The 15,517-nt window shown below is 49.9% G+C and carries 15 protein-coding genes; 4 read left to right on the forward strand and 11 right to left on the reverse strand.

Annotated elements, in window-relative coordinates:
• The first annotated feature begins 2 nt into the window (after positions 1-2).
• The 3 genes from narI to ACQE3Y_RS01135 all read left to right on the forward strand — a co-directional run bounded on the left by narI (position 3) and on the right by ACQE3Y_RS01135 (position 3,348).
• Complete coding sequence (gene narI, locus ACQE3Y_RS01125; RefSeq protein ID WP_250650536.1) at positions 3-680, forward strand: respiratory nitrate reductase subunit gamma; 678 nt, start codon at positions 3-5, stop codon at positions 678-680.
• A 149-nt stretch (positions 681-829) separates the two neighbouring features.
• Positions 830-1,408, forward strand: a complete 579-nt coding sequence (gene nudK, locus ACQE3Y_RS01130; protein WP_085072307.1) for a GDP-mannose pyrophosphatase NudK — start codon at positions 830-832, stop codon at positions 1,406-1,408.
• Between the two features lie 878 nt (positions 1,409-2,286).
• Positions 2,287-3,348: a DUF1176 domain-containing protein gene (locus ACQE3Y_RS01135; protein ID WP_426971752.1), complete on the forward strand. Its 1,062-nt coding sequence runs from the start codon at positions 2,287-2,289 to the stop codon at positions 3,346-3,348.
• A gap of 27 nt (positions 3,349-3,375) precedes the next feature.
• Here the strand turns inward: ACQE3Y_RS01135 and ampH are convergent, their stop codons facing one another.
• From ampH to ACQE3Y_RS01190, 11 genes are all read right to left on the reverse strand, one after another.
• Positions 3,376-4,557 carry a D-alanyl-D-alanine-carboxypeptidase/endopeptidase AmpH gene (gene ampH, locus ACQE3Y_RS01140; RefSeq protein ID WP_426973026.1) on the reverse strand — a complete coding sequence of 394 codons (1,182 nt, stop codon included), beginning with the start codon at positions 4,555-4,557 and terminating at the stop codon, positions 3,376-3,378.
• A 327-nt stretch (positions 4,558-4,884) separates the two neighbouring features.
• Positions 4,885-5,295: a DUF943 family protein gene (locus ACQE3Y_RS01145; RefSeq protein WP_426971754.1), complete on the reverse strand. Its 411-nt coding sequence runs from the start codon at positions 5,293-5,295 to the stop codon at positions 4,885-4,887.
• Entirely contained in the window at positions 5,292-6,197 is a 906-nt protein-coding gene (locus ACQE3Y_RS01150) for a DUF3289 family protein (RefSeq protein ID WP_426980699.1), read from the reverse strand. Before ACQE3Y_RS01150 ends, ACQE3Y_RS01145 begins: the two co-directional genes overlap by 4 nt.
• 39 nt (positions 6,198-6,236) lie before the next feature.
• A complete protein-coding gene (locus ACQE3Y_RS01155) occupies positions 6,237-6,656 on the reverse strand; it encodes a DUF943 family protein (RefSeq protein WP_426971757.1) in 420 nt (139 codons plus the stop codon).
• Positions 6,574-7,431, reverse strand: coding sequence for a DUF3289 family protein (locus ACQE3Y_RS01160; protein WP_426980925.1), 858 nt, complete (start codon positions 7,429-7,431; stop codon positions 6,574-6,576). The genes ACQE3Y_RS01155 and ACQE3Y_RS01160 overlap by 83 nt, the downstream gene beginning before the upstream one ends.
• A 67-nt stretch (positions 7,432-7,498) precedes the next feature.
• Positions 7,499-7,981 carry an Hcp family type VI secretion system effector gene (locus ACQE3Y_RS01165; protein WP_426971758.1) on the reverse strand — a complete coding sequence of 161 codons (483 nt, stop codon included), beginning with the start codon at positions 7,979-7,981 and terminating at the stop codon, positions 7,499-7,501.
• Between the two features lie 63 nt (positions 7,982-8,044).
• On the reverse strand, positions 8,045-8,476 hold the full coding sequence (locus ACQE3Y_RS01170; protein ID WP_426971759.1) for a DUF943 family protein: 432 nt from the start codon (positions 8,474-8,476) through the stop codon (positions 8,045-8,047).
• Positions 8,463-9,248, reverse strand: a complete 786-nt coding sequence (locus tag ACQE3Y_RS01175; protein ID WP_426971760.1) for a DUF3289 family protein — start codon at positions 9,246-9,248, stop codon at positions 8,463-8,465. The genes ACQE3Y_RS01170 and ACQE3Y_RS01175 overlap by 14 nt, the downstream gene beginning before the upstream one ends.
• A gap of 362 nt (positions 9,249-9,610) precedes the next feature.
• Positions 9,611-11,611, reverse strand: coding sequence for a transketolase (tkt, locus tag ACQE3Y_RS01180; RefSeq protein ID WP_426971761.1), 2,001 nt, complete (start codon positions 11,609-11,611; stop codon positions 9,611-9,613).
• Positions 11,612-11,690: 79 nt separating this feature from the next.
• Entirely contained in the window at positions 11,691-12,641 is a 951-nt protein-coding gene (gene tal / locus ACQE3Y_RS01185) for a transaldolase (RefSeq protein WP_250650530.1), read from the reverse strand.
• 77 nt (positions 12,642-12,718) lie between these two features.
• Entirely contained in the window at positions 12,719-13,033 is a 315-nt protein-coding gene (locus tag ACQE3Y_RS01190) for a hypothetical protein (protein WP_426980700.1), read from the reverse strand.
• A 118-nt stretch (positions 13,034-13,151) separates the two neighbouring features.
• Here ACQE3Y_RS01190 and maeB point away from each other — a divergent pair, with 118 nt between their 5' ends.
• Positions 13,152-15,431, forward strand: a complete 2,280-nt coding sequence (maeB, locus tag ACQE3Y_RS01195) for an NADP-dependent oxaloacetate-decarboxylating malate dehydrogenase (RefSeq protein WP_250650529.1) — start codon at positions 13,152-13,154, stop codon at positions 15,429-15,431.
• Positions 15,432-15,517: the final 86 nt, after the last annotated feature.

Genomic DNA, 15,517 nt, shown 5'->3' on the forward strand with positions numbered 1-15,517 from the left:
TCATGCAATTCTTGAATCTGTTTTTCTTTAATATCTATCCTTATCTGGCCGGGACGGTTTTTCTGGTCGGCAGTTGGTTGCGTTACGACTACGGGCAATACAGCTGGCGCGCAGGCTCCAGCCAGATGCTGGATAAAAAGGGGATGCGCCTGGCATCTAACCTGTTTCATATCGGCATTATCGGCATCTTCTTTGGTCATCTGGTCGGCATGTTGACGCCGCACTGGATGTACGAATCTTTCCTGCCGATCGCCGTGAAGCAGCAACTGGCGATGGTGGCTGGCGGCATCTGCGGCGCGATGACGCTGATAGGCGGCGGTCTGCTGCTGAAACGCCGTCTGACCAATCCGCGCGTGCGCGCTACCAGCAGCACCGGCGATATTCTGATCCTGACGTTGCTGGTAGCTCAGGCAACGCTTGGCCTGCTGACGATTCCTTTCTCTGCTCACCATATGGATGGCAGCGAAATGATGAAGCTGGTTGGCTGGGCACAGGCCATAGTCACGTTCCATGCGGGTGCGGCAGCGCATCTGGAAGGCGTGGCGCTGATCTATAAAGTTCATATGGTGCTGGGCATGACGCTGTTCCTGTTGTTCCCGTTCTGCCGTCTGGTGCATATCTGGAGCGCGCCGGTAGAGTATCTGACCCGTCGTTATCAGCTGGTGCGTAACCGCCACTGATGGCTTCAGCCGCAGGTCTTCTGGCCTGCGGCATCTTCTCCATTCCCCAGTACAGAGACAGTTTCCCGTTATCCCTGACGCAATTCGGATAGTTTTCTCGTTGCGGCAGTTTTATGATTGCAGGCTCCCTGTTTATTTTCGGAGCCGCTATGCCTGCCCATATCAAGCTGATCAAAGATAAGCTGCTGTCAGAAAATTGGTTTGTCCTGCGTAACTATACCTATGAACTCACTACCAGCAGCGGTGAGACGATACGCCACAAGCGGGAAGTCTACGATCGCGGCAATGGCGCCACCATTCTGCTTTATAACCGCGAAAAGAACAGCGTGGTTCTGATCCGACAGTTCCGTATGGCTACTTTTGTTAATGGCAATGAGAATGGCATGCTGATCGAAACCTGCGCCGGGCTGCTTGATGATGATTCGCCGGAAGACTGCATTCGCAAAGAAGCAATTGAAGAGACCGGCTACGCCGTTGGCAAAGTAGAGAAGCTGTTTGAGGCTTATATGTCGCCGGGCGGCGTAACAGAGCTACTACATTTTTTTGCCGCTGAGTATGATGAATCACAGCGGGATAATGCGGGTGGCGGCGTGGAAGATGAATCAATTGAAGTGCTGGAGCTGCCTTTTCCACAGGCGCTGGCAATGATTAAAAACGGTGAAATTCGCGACGGCAAAACCATCATGCTGTTGCAGTACGCGCAGCAGGCTGGCTGGCTGCACGCCTGAGGCGCCGATGCTTACCAGGCGAGGGTTTTGCCCTGGCCTTGCAAAATTTTCTGGCTCAATTCGTTCCGTTTTCTATGCCGAATGTGCCTGTAGCCAGGCCAGCGCATCGCTACAGAGCCGCTGCGTCTGGCTTCAGCATATAATTAAACAGAGGAGGTGCTGCTCGTTCTCATTGTTCGCTGGCGAAAAGTGACTTCATATTCTAAATGCGGCACGGCGGTAATTTTGACTCCCTGATGAGGACTGGTTAATAACCGCGTCGCCATGGCGACGTTGTAAATTCCTTTTTTCATCTGCGTCAGATTGCGAAGAATAGTTTCCTGTGACCTCCGGCATAATTTAACCAGCCTGGCATCCAGCTATTGAGATTTAATTCCTCAATATTTGCCGCTGGCGCTCAGCAGGTAAAAAAATGCCTGCGGTGTAATAAAAACCCAAGAAATCGGGATCGCAAAATATACCCTGAGAAAAAATTAAGGGTATACAAAAACGTAACGGCCAAATAACGGATATGATGCTTAATTGCTATGTAAATAAAATATGGCATATCATTTTTATGTGACATGCATCACAAAAACTCTTGTTCTTTCACTCTTCCGGCATTCAGTGATGCCATACCCGCGTTTCTTGCCAGCAAAATCAGTGTGACTGATGATGACCGCTTGTGAGGATATGACCGTTTGCAGAGATGATTAAAGAGTCCGAGAAATCCGATTGAGATAAACAGAGCGGCACAGGATGATAAATTGTAACGTTAGGTTATCACCCTGGTTTGTTCCCGGTTGCAGACCTGTTTTCTTGTATAACCAGAGAAAGGCATGTTGAACCGCTGTCGTTGCGCTATCATCAATGAACTAATTTAGGGATTGGGTTATTAAATGCCTTACTGGATGAAATCGCTGTTGTTGCCTTTCCTTTTCATTGCCAGCGTGCAGGCGACTCCGTTACAGAAAATATTTACCGACTGGCAGATTACCTGTAATAACCTTAATTATTGTGTGGCACGAAATATCACCGGCGAAAATGGACTGGTAATGACGCTCTCTCGCTATGCGGGCGTCAACGATCGTCCCATATTGCGTATTGATTATGGTAATCGTTATACCGGTGATTTAAAGGGCGCGGCGTTGCAGGATAACCTGCTGCTCGATCAGAAGCGTCTGCGTCCTGATTTTAAACACTGGGCGGTGGAACCGCATCACCTGGTAACCAGCCATCCCATCGCTATCGATGAGTTTCTCACGCAAATCATGGATGCTGATAATATCCAGCTTACATGGCGACCCCAGTCCACAATTTCACTGCATGGACTTAAGGCGGCGCTGCTGCTGATGGATGATGTCCAGGGGCGTGTCGGTAGCCTGAGCGCCTGGGTAAAGCGCGGCAGCCGCAGCGTGTGGGATGTGCCGCCGGAACCGGCAGCGCCAGTAATGCGTCTTTCGGAGCGTCCCGCGACGCCCTTAACGCGTGAGGAAACCACCGGCCTGATCGATTACGGAACCTGGCGTGTAAGTGCCGATGAGTGTTCGCTGGACCCGATGCGCCGCGAAGTCAGCGTGGCCCCACTCACTGACAGCAAGGCTCTGCTGCTGGTGAGCTGTGAAATGGGGGCCTACAACATGATTGATTTGGCCTTTGAAGTCACCCGCACCCAGCCCTGGCTATCACGTCGCCTGACGCTGTCGTTGCCTTTTGTACCGCCGGGCCGCAGTGACAGGCTGCTGGAGATAATTAATGCAGAGTATGATGCGGCTAATGCACAACTTTTTACCTATGCAAAAGGGCGTGGGCTGGGCGATTGCGGTATTGCTACCCGCTGGCAGTTTAACGGTCAGGAATTTGCGCTGGCTGAGTATGCCGAAGAGGGAACCTGTGACGCCTGGCATGGCAGTGACGAATGGCCCACCCTGTGGGTGAGCCAGCGTCCGTCACCGCCCTGAGCGGCGGCGCTATTATCCGCCGCTACCTTAACGAATTTCCTGCACCCTGATTGGCGAGCCTTGCTGGTTGCCTGCCAGTTCAGTCAATAGATCATTTACCCCATCGCTCATGGCGCGGAAGCGCGTCAAACTGGTACGGGTCACTACCACAAATACGCCAACATTGTACTGCGGGATCATCGCCATATAGGTGATAAAGCCGCCGCCGCCGCCGGTTTTTTGCATAATGCCGGGATGACCGTTTTCAGGTGCCATATAGACCCAGCCCATACCCAGCGCCGCAGCTTTACCTGGCACATCCATACCTTCTACTTTAGTTAACTGGCTGCGCTGATAGATCAGCGTTTGCAGACGATCGGTTTGTGGCGTGCGCGTATTAATATCGGAGTTCAAAAATTGCTGCATCCAGCGGCCTATATCCTCCGGCGTTGAATAGACACCGCCGCTGCCAATGGCTGCCAGCGTATTGATGCAGGGGCTGGCGCCGCGCTCCGGCACCATCAGACGTTTGCACTGGTCTGGTGAAGGAGTGAACGTGGTGTCTTTCATGCCTAATGGTCGGGTAATCAACTGACGAAACAGCGCCGGATAAGGCGTGCCTGCCGCGCGGGAGAGCGCATCCGCCAGTAAATCATAGGCGATGTTAGAGTAGGCGGCGCGTACGCCTGGCGGTGTATTCAGCTGCGCCTGCCGTAGCCAGCTCCAGCGATCGGCTTTTGTCGGCCAGACAAATACCGGGCGCCCCGCTTTGCCGCCGGGCTGTTCACGCGGCAGCCCGCTGGTATGGGTAGCAAGATGGATCAGACGCATCGGCTGTCCGGCATAGTCAGGCACGCGCGAGCCGGGCGGTGCATACTTAGCCAAAGGATCGTCAAGCCTAACCTGTCCCCGTTCCGCCATTTTAAGCATCACTTCACTGGTCATCAGTTTGCTTATCGAGGCGATACGGATTAACGAATCTTTTTGCGGGCGCGTCTCGTTGCCGGGGCGGGTCTCGCCGAAGCTGGCAAAAACTCGCTGATTACCATCAATAGCGACCAGCGCCATGCCGGTAGCGGCGCTGCCATAAAAAATATGCTCAGCATAACGATCGACAATTTGTGAAGCCAGAAGCGGGTCGGGCGAAGACTGCGCCTGGCCGCGCAGCGGCAGCGTGGCAAACAGTGCAGCCAGCAAATAAAAACGAGTTTTCAACGGAGGCAGATCCATCAAGGTTTAGCGGAAGGTAAATGATATTACCCTAAATAATCCGGGTTGCAGCAAGGCGGCGACACAGTGAATCCCGGATGTTTACATCAGTAAATGACCGGGGGAGTGAAGAAAACCAGCGCATCTGCAACCTGAAATATGACGGGTATAGTAATCGTTTTCTCAATAACGGAAAGGGGGAAGCAAAGAAATTTTTCCTCTCTGCGAAGCGTCAGGAGCGTGGCGATAGCAGCAGGAGCGCAGGCAACAGAGAGCTTTGCAACCAGGAGATCGCAAGCTGCATCCGCATTAACGGCTTCATGCAGCCGCCTCGCTGTTTTTGAACCGTTAATAGAAACGGCGGAAGATGCTTTCCGTTGTGTACTCGGTATGGCCATCTCGATAGCGCCTGATTATCAACGGGCGATTCTCTTTGGATATACAGTTGGCTGCGGTATTCATCTTTTCAAAACATCGCAGATCGCTGTCTTGATCGGTGCCGGAATCTTTTTTGTAATGGGTGTTGTAAATATATATAGAGTAAACATTTTCTTTGAAGTTTACCTGATTGAATATGTCGTTACGATGCCTCTCCCACCATCTTATTTTTCCTTTTTTAGTCCAGGGGAAATGTTCAACAACTATTACTAGTATATGTTCAGAAGTATGATGGATGCCAATAACTCTGGTTGGGTAATACAGGTGGTAACCAGCAGTTATAAAAAGCAATGACAGGAAAAAAATAATAATTTTTTTCATTTTTTTAAGGTGCCTTGAATTTTTGTGACAGAACTAGTTTCAGTAAAAAACGGATGGAAACCATACCCTTCCCACCGTTGCAATACAAACCAAATGCGGAATATACGGAAGTTACGGTAGAATGTATTGCTTATATCTGCGGTATCTAAACCAAAATGGTCCTGAAAATTAAATCTTATTTTTGCTGTAAAATTATGCCCTTTAGATTCAATCGAATCAAGATAAATGTGTGTAGACCAGATGTCATGAACGGTAATGCCTAAACTATTGAACCTATCTAAAAACCCATTAAATTTTGGAAGTCTTATTTCATTAATATCTTTTTTTATCCCATCAAAAGATATATTAACTGTGCCGTTTTTGGTTGCCACACTATATTGAGATAATATAGTACTAATTAATTCAACGGCTTGCTTCATAGAACTATGTTCCGCCATCGCCTGGTCCAGCAGCGGGTCACTGAAAACCGCGCCGTTGCCATACTGCATATGCGTAATCATGGTGCGCGCCAGGCTTTTATAATCACCATAAAATGAAAACATATCTGACAGATCGCGAAACTCATCAAACAGAATGCGGGCGCTTTCTTTACGGTTAGGGTGGTTAAAGGGATCGATACGCGTAGAGATATCACGCAGATGATATTGCTGGCGCAGCACCTCAGCGGAGAGATCGCCATACAGCATATCAGGCGCACCGTAGTCGTCCATTTTATGCTGGGTGGCAAAAAGCAGGCAGGGCAGTTTTATGGCTGGTGATAATAAATTATCTGTCATTGCCAAGTTCCTTTTAACAACCTTACCAAACAAGCCGCCGCAAAAAGGCGGCGGCAGATAATTAACGCTACAGTTCTTTATTTTCTTTGATATTCCAGCCGGCCGCGATTTCTGCGTCTCTGCCACCTTTTTCCGTCTGTTCCCAGTACGTCATATTTGTAGTGATTAAAAATGCTGAAGAAAACGCTGAAAGAAGTTTTCGGTTTGATATTCGGTATGGCCGTCACGATAATGGTGAATAACCAAGGGTTGATTCTCTTTTGATATGCAATTAGCTTCGGTATTCATATCATCAAAACAGAGCAGATCACTGTCCTGATCAGTGCCGGAATCCTTTTTATAATGGGTGTTATAAATATATATTGAATAAATGCTTTCATTAAATTTTAACTGTTTGAAAATTTCTTCACGATGCTTCTCCCACCACCTTATTTTTCCTTTTTTAGTCCAGGGGAAATATTCAACAACTAATGCTATTGAATGTTTTGAAGTGTGGTGAATGTCAATAATTCTTGCTGGATAGCAGAGTCGATAAAAAATGACGGCGAACGCCAGGGAAATAAGAAGAAAAGCAATTTTTCTCATTTTTTAAATCACCTTGAAATTTTGCAACGAAATTGAACTCTGTAAGGAATGGACGGAAGCCATAGCCTTGCCATCTTTGCAAGATAAACCAAATGCGGAATATACGGAAATTACGGTAAAAAGTATTGCTGATATCCGTAGTGTCTAAGCCAAAATGGTCCTGGAATTTAAACCTTACGGTGGCAAAAAAACGATTTCCTTCGACTTTGAATGAGTCAAGATAAATATGCGTTGCCCATATATCATGAACAGTGATCCCCAGGCTGTTAAAACTATCCTGAAGATTATTAAATTTAGGTAACTTAGTTTGACTAATTTGCTTTAATATATCCTCAACGGGGATATCTATAATACCTTCTTTCGTGACCATATTATATTGTGTGAACCGTTCAGACAAAAAATTAAGAAACGTTTTCATAGAACTATGTTCCGCCATCGCCTGGTCCAGTAGCGGATCACTGAAAACCGCGCCGTTGCCATACTGCATATGCGTAATCATGGTGCGCGCCAGGCTTTTATAATCACCATAAAATGAAAACATATCTGACAGATCGCGAAACTCCTTAAACAGAATGCGGGCGCTTTCTTTACGGTTAGGGTGGTTAAAGGGATCGATACGCGTAGAGATATCACGCAGATGATATTGCTGGCGCAGCACCTCAGCGGAGAGATCGCCATACAGCATATCGGGCGCACCGTAGTCGTCCATTTTATGCTGGGTGGCAAAAAGCAGGCAGGGCAGTTTTATGGCTGGTGATAATAAATTATCTGTCATTGCCAAGTTCCTTTTAACAACCTTACCAAACAAGCCGCCGCAAAAAGGCGGCGGCAGATAATTAACGCTACAGTTCTTTATTTTCTTTGATATTCCAGCCGGCCGCGATTTCTGCGCCTCTGCCACCTTTTTCCGTCTGTTCCCAGTACTGCTGGCGCACCCTGGCTGACTGGAAACTATAGGTCATGCCAACCTGTTCATTGCCGCTGGTGCCGTTGTAAGTGAGGTTAGTTAACAGCACTTCCTCCAGGGTAATGCGCATATATTCAATCTGCGGATCGCCGGCTTTGCAGGCAGAAAGCTCGACCTTATTGATATGTCTGCCGCTGGAAAGGTAGCGTAAAATCGCTGGCGTCGACCGATCAATCAACGCATTAGCCGTGAGGTCGCGCCAGGTAACCTTACCAGCGCCACCCCCCCCACCCGTTTGCATATTGCCCGGCTGACTGGCCCCCCAGTTGAAACCAGAGAGCGTGATCCACCCTTTATGATTGGCATCCTTTGCTTCTCCCTCTATACCTTCGATTTTTAAAAAAAGATCGATGCTCATCCTTAACTCCTGTGTTTGTGGTTAGTAATGGTTAATCACTTCCTGACCTCATATTTGTAGTGATTAAAAATGACGAAGAAAACGCTGAAAGAAGTTTTCGGTTTCATACTCGGTATGCCCATCAGGATAGTGCCATATCAGTAGTGGGCGGTTTTCTTTGGATACGCAGTTAACGTCGCCGGGCATATCTTTAAAACAGAGCAGATCGCTATCCTGGTCGGTGCCGGAATGTTTTTTATACTCCGCTTCAAAGAATACAATTCTGTGGTTTTGTGGAGAGTTAATAAATGGAAATTCTTTACTAATCTGATTATGATTTTTCCTCCACCAGGAGATTTTCCCAGCTCTTGTTATAGGGAAATTTTTTACAATAACCACGGTTGAGGTTTTCCCTGGCTTATGAATGCCAATGATTTTTACGGGAAATAGTATTTGATATGTTAAAAGTAGTAGGGTCGCTACTATAGTAAATATAAAAAATTTATATCTTATCATAGCGGCCTACTCGTATTTCTTTCGTTAAAAAAATGTCGCTGATGAATGGTTTGAAAGAATAGTTATTTATGTGTTGAAGATAGAACCATATCCTGAAAATGCGAAACTGCCGATAAAAATTATTGCTTATATCTTCTGCATCCAAACCAAAGTGATCCTGGATATGGTATTTTATTATGGCAGTAAAAGAGTCCTTTTTAATTAACAAGCTCTCCAGAATAATATGGGTTGCCCAGGTATCATGTATTGTGATGCCTAAACCATTAAACCGATCGGTAAAGTTGTCAAATCTGGGTAAATAACTTTCCCCTATCGAATCTGTTAAATCTTGAATAGCTGACTCTGGCAAGGTTTTTATTTCCCAGTCAATATAGGTTTGAATATTTTTTAAAATAGCATTAAGAGAGCTTTCCATAGAACTATGCTCCGCCATTGCCTGATCCAGCAGCGGATCACTGAAAACCGCGCCGTTGCCATACTGCATATGCGTGATCATGGTGCGCGCCAGGCTTTTATAATCACCATAAAATGAAAACATATCTGACAGATCGCGAAACTCATCAAACAGAATGCGGGCGCACTCTTCACGGTTAGGGTGGGTATAGGGATCGATGCGCGTGGAGATATCGCGCAGATGATATTGCTGGCGCAGCACCTCAGCGGAGAGGTCGCCATACAGCATATCAGGCGCACCGTAATCATCCATTTTATGTTGGGTGGCGAAAAGCAGGCAGGGCAGTTTTATGGCTGGAAATATCATGCTCTCGGCCATCGCTAAGCTCCTTCTAATTACGATCCTTAGCGGGAAGGGTAGTGCAGTCCTAAAAATGAAAGAAGATGAAATAAAGAAATTTGTGAGGTGTGCTGGGTTATTTTAATGGTTAGAAAGCCAGAAAGTTATATTAATAGTTAAGCAATTAACGCGTTATAATTAAATGCTCGATTTATTCTTGTGGAGTTGTTTTATTCTGTGTGCCGCTATTATTAATAGCTCAATGCGGTGCTGCATAAATAATGTTATTAACTTATCCAGAGCGCGCATCAGGAAAGTGGTGGCCGGAGTTCCTTATTCTCAGAGAAATGACATGCATAAAAAAGCACGCCCGATGGCGTGCTTTTTTCTCTCTTTACCTGTTAATGCGGTTTCAACAGTGCTTCGGCATGGCTAACGATGTTTTCAACGGTAAAGCCGAACTCAGCGAACAGCTTATCGGCTGGCGCGGATTCACCGAAGGTGGTCATGCCAACAATCGCTCCGTTCAGGCCAACATACTTGTACCAGTAATCAGCGATGCCTGCCTCTACCGCCACGCGAGCGGTAACGGTGGAAGGCAGCACCGATTCACGGTAAGCCACATCCTGTTTATCAAACAGGTCGGTTGATGGCATAGAAACCACACGTACTTTATGTCCGGCACGCGTCAATTTCTCGGCCGCGCCCAGGGTAATCTCCACTTCAGAACCGGTGGCGATCAGGATCACTTCTGGCGTGCCTTCGCTGTCGCGCAGAATATAGCCGCCACGAGAGATATCTGCCAGCTGCTGCGGCGTGCGCTCCGGCTGCATCAGGTTCTGACGCGACAGAATCAGCGCGGTCGGGCCGTTATGACGCTCAATCGCATGTTTCCACGCCACGGCAGTTTCTACCTGATCGCAAGGACGCCAGGTGCTCATATTCGGTGTCAGACGCAGGCTGGCTAACTGCTCAACTGGCTGATGGGTTGGGCCATCTTCACCCAGTCCGATAGAGTCATGGGTATAAACCATGATCTGGCGTGCTTTCATCAGCGCTGCCATACGTGCCGCGTTACGCGCATATTCCACAAACATCAGGAAGGTGGCGGTATAAGGTACAAAACCGCCATGATGCGCGATGCCGTTGGCAATCGCTGTCATGCCAAATTCACGAACGCCGTAGTGAATATAGTTACCCGCCGGATCGTCTTTAATCGATTTCGAGCCTGACCAAATTGTCAGGTTGCTGGGTGCCAGATCCGCAGAGCCGCCAAGGAATTCCGGCAGCAGTTTACCGTAGGCTTCCAGCGCATTCTGTGATGCTTTACGGCTGGCGATTTTATTGGCATTAGCCTGCAGCTGTTCGATAAACTTCTGTGTTTCCTGCTGCCAGTTTTCCGGCATGCCACCGGTCATACGGCGTGTATATTCCGCAGCCAGCTCCGGGAAGGCGGCTTTATAAGCGGCAAATTTCTCGTTCCAGGCTTTTTCATGCTGTTCGCCTGTCTGTCGGGCATCCCACTGCTGATAAATATCCTGTGGAATTTCAAACGGCGCATGATTCCAGCCCAGCTGTTTACGCGTTAGCGCGATCTCGTCATCGCCCAGCGGCGCGCCGTGCGCATCTTCTTTACCCGCTTTGTTCGGCGAACCGAAACCGATAATGGTACGGCAAATAATCAGAGAGGGCTTATCGGTAACGCTCTGCGCCTCTTTGATCGCTGCAGCAACCGCGTCAGGATCGTGACCGTCAATGTCGCCAACCACATGCCAGTTGTAGGCTTCAAAGCGTTTTGCCGTATCATCGGTAAACCAGCCTTCGGTTTCACCATCAATAGAAATGCCGTTATGGTCATAGAAACCGATCAGCTTGCCAAGGCCCAGGGTTCCCGCCAGTGAACAAACCTCATGCGAAATACCTTCCATCAGACAGCCGTCGCCCATAAAAACATAGGTGAAGTGATCGACAATCTCATGCTGAGGGCGGTTAAACTGCGCAGCCAGCGTGCGCTCGGCAATTGCCAGACCTACCGCGTTAGCCAGCCCCTGGCCCAGCGGACCGGTAGTGGTTTCCACGCCAGGCGTATACCCAATCTCCGGGTGGCCCGGGGTTTTGGAATGCAGCTGACGGAAGTTTTTCAATTCCTCAATCGGCAGATCGTAGCCGCTCAGATGCAGCAGACTATATAACAGCATAGAGCCGTGACCGTTAGAGAGAATAAAGCGGTCGCGGTCAGCCCAGGCGGGGTTGGTCGGATTATGCTTCAGGAAATCGCGCCACAGCACTTCGGCAATATCCGCCATGCCCATCGGCGCACCTGGATGGCCTGATTTTGCTTTTTGTACCGCGTCCATGCTGAGCGCACGAATCGCATTCGCCAGTTCTCTACGTGAGGACATGTTTTTCTCCCTTGAAGGAAAGTAGAGGGGATGAAAATGGGGCGAAAATTCGCCCCTGAATCAAACCGTTATGCGGCTGTTACAGCCGTGCGGCCAGCGTCTCTTCCAGCTTAATCTGGTCAGCGGCAAACTGACGGATGCCTTCAGACAGTTTTTCCACTGCCATCGGATCCTGGTTATGTTCCCAACGGAACTCTGTTTCAGTAAGCGGTGACGGCTCGTGGAAGCCCTGCGTTGATGGCGTCAGCTTGCGTTCTACCGGCGCGTCGCTGGACTGCAGCTCTTGCAGCAGGTTCGGAGAAATAGTCAGGCGATCGCAGCCCGCCAGCGCCAGAATCTGCTCGGTTTTACGGAAGCTTGCGCCCATGATGATGGTTTTATAACGATGCGATTTATAATATTCGTAAATCGCCCGTACCGATTTCACGCCTGGATCTTCATCCACATTGTAAGGGTCCAGCGGCTGGCGGCTGTTATACCAGTCATAAATACGGCCCACGAACGGGGAGATCAGGAAAACGCCTGCTTCGGCACAGGCGCGCGCCTGGGCAAAAGAGAACAGCAGCGTCAGGTTACAGTTGATGCCGTTTTTCTCCAGCTCTTCCGCTGCACGGATACCTTCCCAGGTGGAAGCCAGCTTGATCAGAATGCGTGAGCGGTCGATGCCGTGATCTTCATACATTCTTACCAGCTTTTCCGCTTTGGTGACGCACATGCCACGATCGAAGGAGAGGCGCGCATCCACTTCGGTCGAAACACGGCCCGGCACGCTTTTCAAAATTTCCATGCCGAGGTTCACAGCAACTTTGTCGCTGGCGTTGATAATCTGGGTTTCTTTGCTGCCGCCCTGTTTTTTCGCGTAGTCGATCGCGTCATCAATCAGGTGCTTATAGGATTCGAGGCCAGCGGCTTTCAGGATCAGAGACGGATTGGTGGTAGCGTCTTCAGGGTGATAATTACGAATGGATTCAATATCGCCGCTGTCCGCCACAACGGTAGTGAATTGTTTCAGTGCATCTAGCTGATTCATCTCTTAGCTCCTTGATAACCGAAGGGTAGTGCAAATTTAATCATGGCTGTCAGGCCTTGCCTGCCAGGCCCGGTCCTTTAATACAGACGAACCACATTGCACCAGCCGCTCTCATGTGGAAATGCGTTTTCTCTGATTGTTGCAATGGGCTCATTCAATAGCGAGAGCCGCGCCAGTCGTGATGCGGTCTGGCGGTGCGTAAGACCATGCCGATGCTTGATCGCCACGGGCAGAATGCCACGACAATAAAGCATGAACTTGATAACCCGTGCCTGTTGCGTCAGGTAAGACATCGTCGGGAACGCTTCTGCTGCCCAGGCTAAAACAGCATGCAGGCCACTAAAAAGCATAGCAGAAGTAAAAAATATCGTGTCTGAGTCCAATTCTTCCACTATACGTTCAGGCGCAGATAGTCATTCTTTGGCGCACCTCAAGTTTTTTCGCCGCAGCACGCTCCTATACTGCTCAGCTGATGCTTTTTCACGCGTTATCAACCCGAAGGAACCGATGATGGACGATCAACTCAAGCAGAGCGCGCTCGATTTTCACCAATATCCGCAGCCAGGAAAAATACAGGTTTCTCCCACCAAGCCGCTGGCAACGCAGCGCGATCTGGCGCTGGCCTATTCACCGGGCGTGGCCGCACCCTGTCTGGAAATTGCGCAAGATCCGCTGGCCGCGCATAAATATACCGCACGCGGCAACCTGGTTGCTGTGATCTCTAACGGCACGGCGGTACTCGGGCTGGGCAATATCGGTGCGCTGGCAGGTAAGCCGGTGATGGAGGGCAAAGGCGTCCTGTTTAAGAAGTTCGCTGGCATTGATGTGTTTGATATTGAAGTCGATGAACAGGATCCCGATCGGTTGATTAATGTCATTGCCGCGCTTGAACCGACTTTCGGCGGCATCAATCTGGAGGATATCAAGGCACCTGAATGCTTTTATATTGAGAAAGCGCTGCGCGAACGCATGAAGATACCGGTGTTTCATGACGATCAGCACGGTACGGCGATTATCTGTACCGCTGCGGTGCTGAACGGGCTGCGCATCGTGAAGAAAAATATTTCCGATGTGCGGCTGGTGGTTTCCGGTGCGGGTGCTTCCGCTATCGCCTGTATGAATTTGCTGGTGGAGCTGGGGCTGCAGCGACGTAATATCATTGTGTGTGATTCAAAAGGGGTGATCTACCAGGGCCGCGACGAGAAGATGGCGGAAACCAAAGCGGCCTATGCCATTGCCGATAACGGGATGCGTCGGCTGGATGAGGCGATTGCTGGTGCCGATATTTTCCTGGGTTGCTCCGGACCGAAGGTGCTGACGCCCGAGATGGTTAAAGAGATGGCGCCTGATCCGCTGATTCTGGCGTTGGCCAACCCGGAACCGGAAATTCTGCCGCCGCTGGCGAAAGCGGTGCGTCCGGATGCGATTATCTGTACTGGCCGCTCCGATTACCCTAATCAGGTAAACAATGTTCTCTGCTTTCCGTTTATTTTTCGCGGCGCGCTGGACGTGGGCGCGACGGCCATTAATGAAGCAATGAAGCTGGCGGCGGTGCATGCCATAGCCGAACTGGCGCTGGCGGAGCAGAGCGAGGTGGTGGCGTCCGCCTATGGCGATGAGGAGCTGTCGTTCGGCCCCGACTATTTGATCCCTAAACCTTTTGATCCGCGCCTTATTGTGCAGATTGCGCCTGCGGTAGCGAAAGCGGCAATGGAATCGGGTGTGGCGACCCGGCCCATTAACGACTTCGATGCCTATCGTGAAAAGCTGACCGAATTTGTTTATAAAACCAATCTGTTTATGAAGCCGGTGTTTGCCCAGGCGCGTAAAGAGCCGAAGCGGGTGGTGCTGGCGGAGGGCGAAGAGGCGCGCGTACTGCATGCCACCCAGGAGCTGGTCACGCTGGGGCTGGCAAAGCCGATTCTTATCGGCCGGCCCAACGTTATTGAGATGCGCCTGCAAAAGCTGGGTTTAAAAATCGAGGCGGGTAAAGATTTTGAAGTGGTGAACAATGAGTCCGATCCACGCTTTAAAGCCTACTGGAGCGAATACCATCAGATGATGAAGCGGCGCGGCGTCTCGCCCGAACAGGCGCAGCGCGCGGTTATCGGCAATCCCACGCTGATCGGGGCGATTATGGTGCACCGTGGCGAAGCGGACGCCATGATCTGCGGCACCATCGGCGATTATCAGGAGCACTATACGATCGTTGAGCGGGTGTTTGGTTTTCGACCCGGTATTAACGTGGCGGGAGCAATGAATGCGCTGCTGCTGCCCAGCGGTAATACCTTTATTGCCGATACCTACGTTAACGAAGATCCCACACCGGAACAGCTGGCTGAGTTAACCATTATGGCGGCGGAAACGGTGCGGCGCTTTGGTATCGAGCCGAAAGTGGCGCTGCTGTCGCACTCCAGTTTTGGCACCTCCGACGCACCTGCGGCGCGTAAAATGCGTGAGACGCTGGCGCTGGTTAATGCACGCGTGCCGGAGCTGGAAATTGATGGCGAAATGCACGGTGATGCCGCGCTGGTGGAAAGCATTCGCCAGGATTTAATGCCGGACAGCCCGTTAAAAGGTTCTGCTAACGTGTTGATTATGCCAAACGTTGAGGCGGCGCGTATCAGCTATAACCTGCTGCGCGTTTCCTGTTCGGAAGGGGTAACCGTTGGACCGGTACTCATGGGTATCGCAAAGCCGGTTCATGTGCTGACGCGCATCTCATCGGTGCGGCGCATCGTGAATATGGTGGCGCTGGCGGTAGTAGAAGCGCAAACGCAGCCGCTATAGCTGTAGCTATGGGCAGTTACTCTACAGACGTTTTCTAAACCGGAAGCACAGGGAGTACAGGCGAACTGCCAACGCTCACTTCGCAC

It is taken from the genome of Pantoea sp. FN0305 (assembly GCF_050113845.1).
In the GTDB taxonomy this organism is placed as follows: domain Bacteria; phylum Pseudomonadota; class Gammaproteobacteria; order Enterobacterales; family Enterobacteriaceae; genus Mixta; species Mixta alhagi.

What these genes read in the sequence shown, in the direction of transcription:
- narI (WP_250650536.1), top strand. Translation starts at nt 3, where the DNA reads ATGCAATTCTTGAATCTGTTTTTCTTTAATATCTATCCTTATCTGGCC.
- nudK (WP_085072307.1), top strand. Translation starts at nt 830, where the DNA reads ATGCCTGCCCATATCAAGCTGATCAAAGATAAGCTGCTGTCAGAAAAT.
- ACQE3Y_RS01135 (WP_426971752.1), top strand. Translation starts at nt 2,287, where the DNA reads ATGCCTTACTGGATGAAATCGCTGTTGTTGCCTTTCCTTTTCATTGCC.
- ampH (WP_426973026.1), bottom strand. Translation starts at nt 4,557, where the DNA reads ATGGATCTGCCTCCGTTGAAAACTCGTTTTTATTTGCTGGCTGCACTG.
- ACQE3Y_RS01145 (WP_426971754.1), bottom strand. Translation starts at nt 5,295, where the DNA reads ATGAAAAAAATTATTATTTTTTTCCTGTCATTGCTTTTTATAACTGCT.
- ACQE3Y_RS01155 (WP_426971757.1), bottom strand. Translation starts at nt 6,656, where the DNA reads ATGAGAAAAATTGCTTTTCTTCTTATTTCCCTGGCGTTCGCCGTCATT.
- ACQE3Y_RS01160 (WP_426980925.1), bottom strand. Translation starts at nt 7,431, where the DNA reads ATGACAGATAATTTATTATCACCAGCCATAAAACTGCCCTGCCTGCTT.
- ACQE3Y_RS01165 (WP_426971758.1), bottom strand. Translation starts at nt 7,981, where the DNA reads ATGAGCATCGATCTTTTTTTAAAAATCGAAGGTATAGAGGGAGAAGCA.
- ACQE3Y_RS01170 (WP_426971759.1), bottom strand. Translation starts at nt 8,476, where the DNA reads ATGATAAGATATAAATTTTTTATATTTACTATAGTAGCGACCCTACTA.
- ACQE3Y_RS01175 (WP_426971760.1), bottom strand. Translation starts at nt 9,248, where the DNA reads ATGGCCGAGAGCATGATATTTCCAGCCATAAAACTGCCCTGCCTGCTT.
- tkt (WP_426971761.1), bottom strand. Translation starts at nt 11,611, where the DNA reads ATGTCCTCACGTAGAGAACTGGCGAATGCGATTCGTGCGCTCAGCATG.
- tal (WP_250650530.1), bottom strand. Translation starts at nt 12,641, where the DNA reads ATGAATCAGCTAGATGCACTGAAACAATTCACTACCGTTGTGGCGGAC.
- maeB (WP_250650529.1), top strand. Translation starts at nt 13,152, where the DNA reads ATGGACGATCAACTCAAGCAGAGCGCGCTCGATTTTCACCAATATCCG.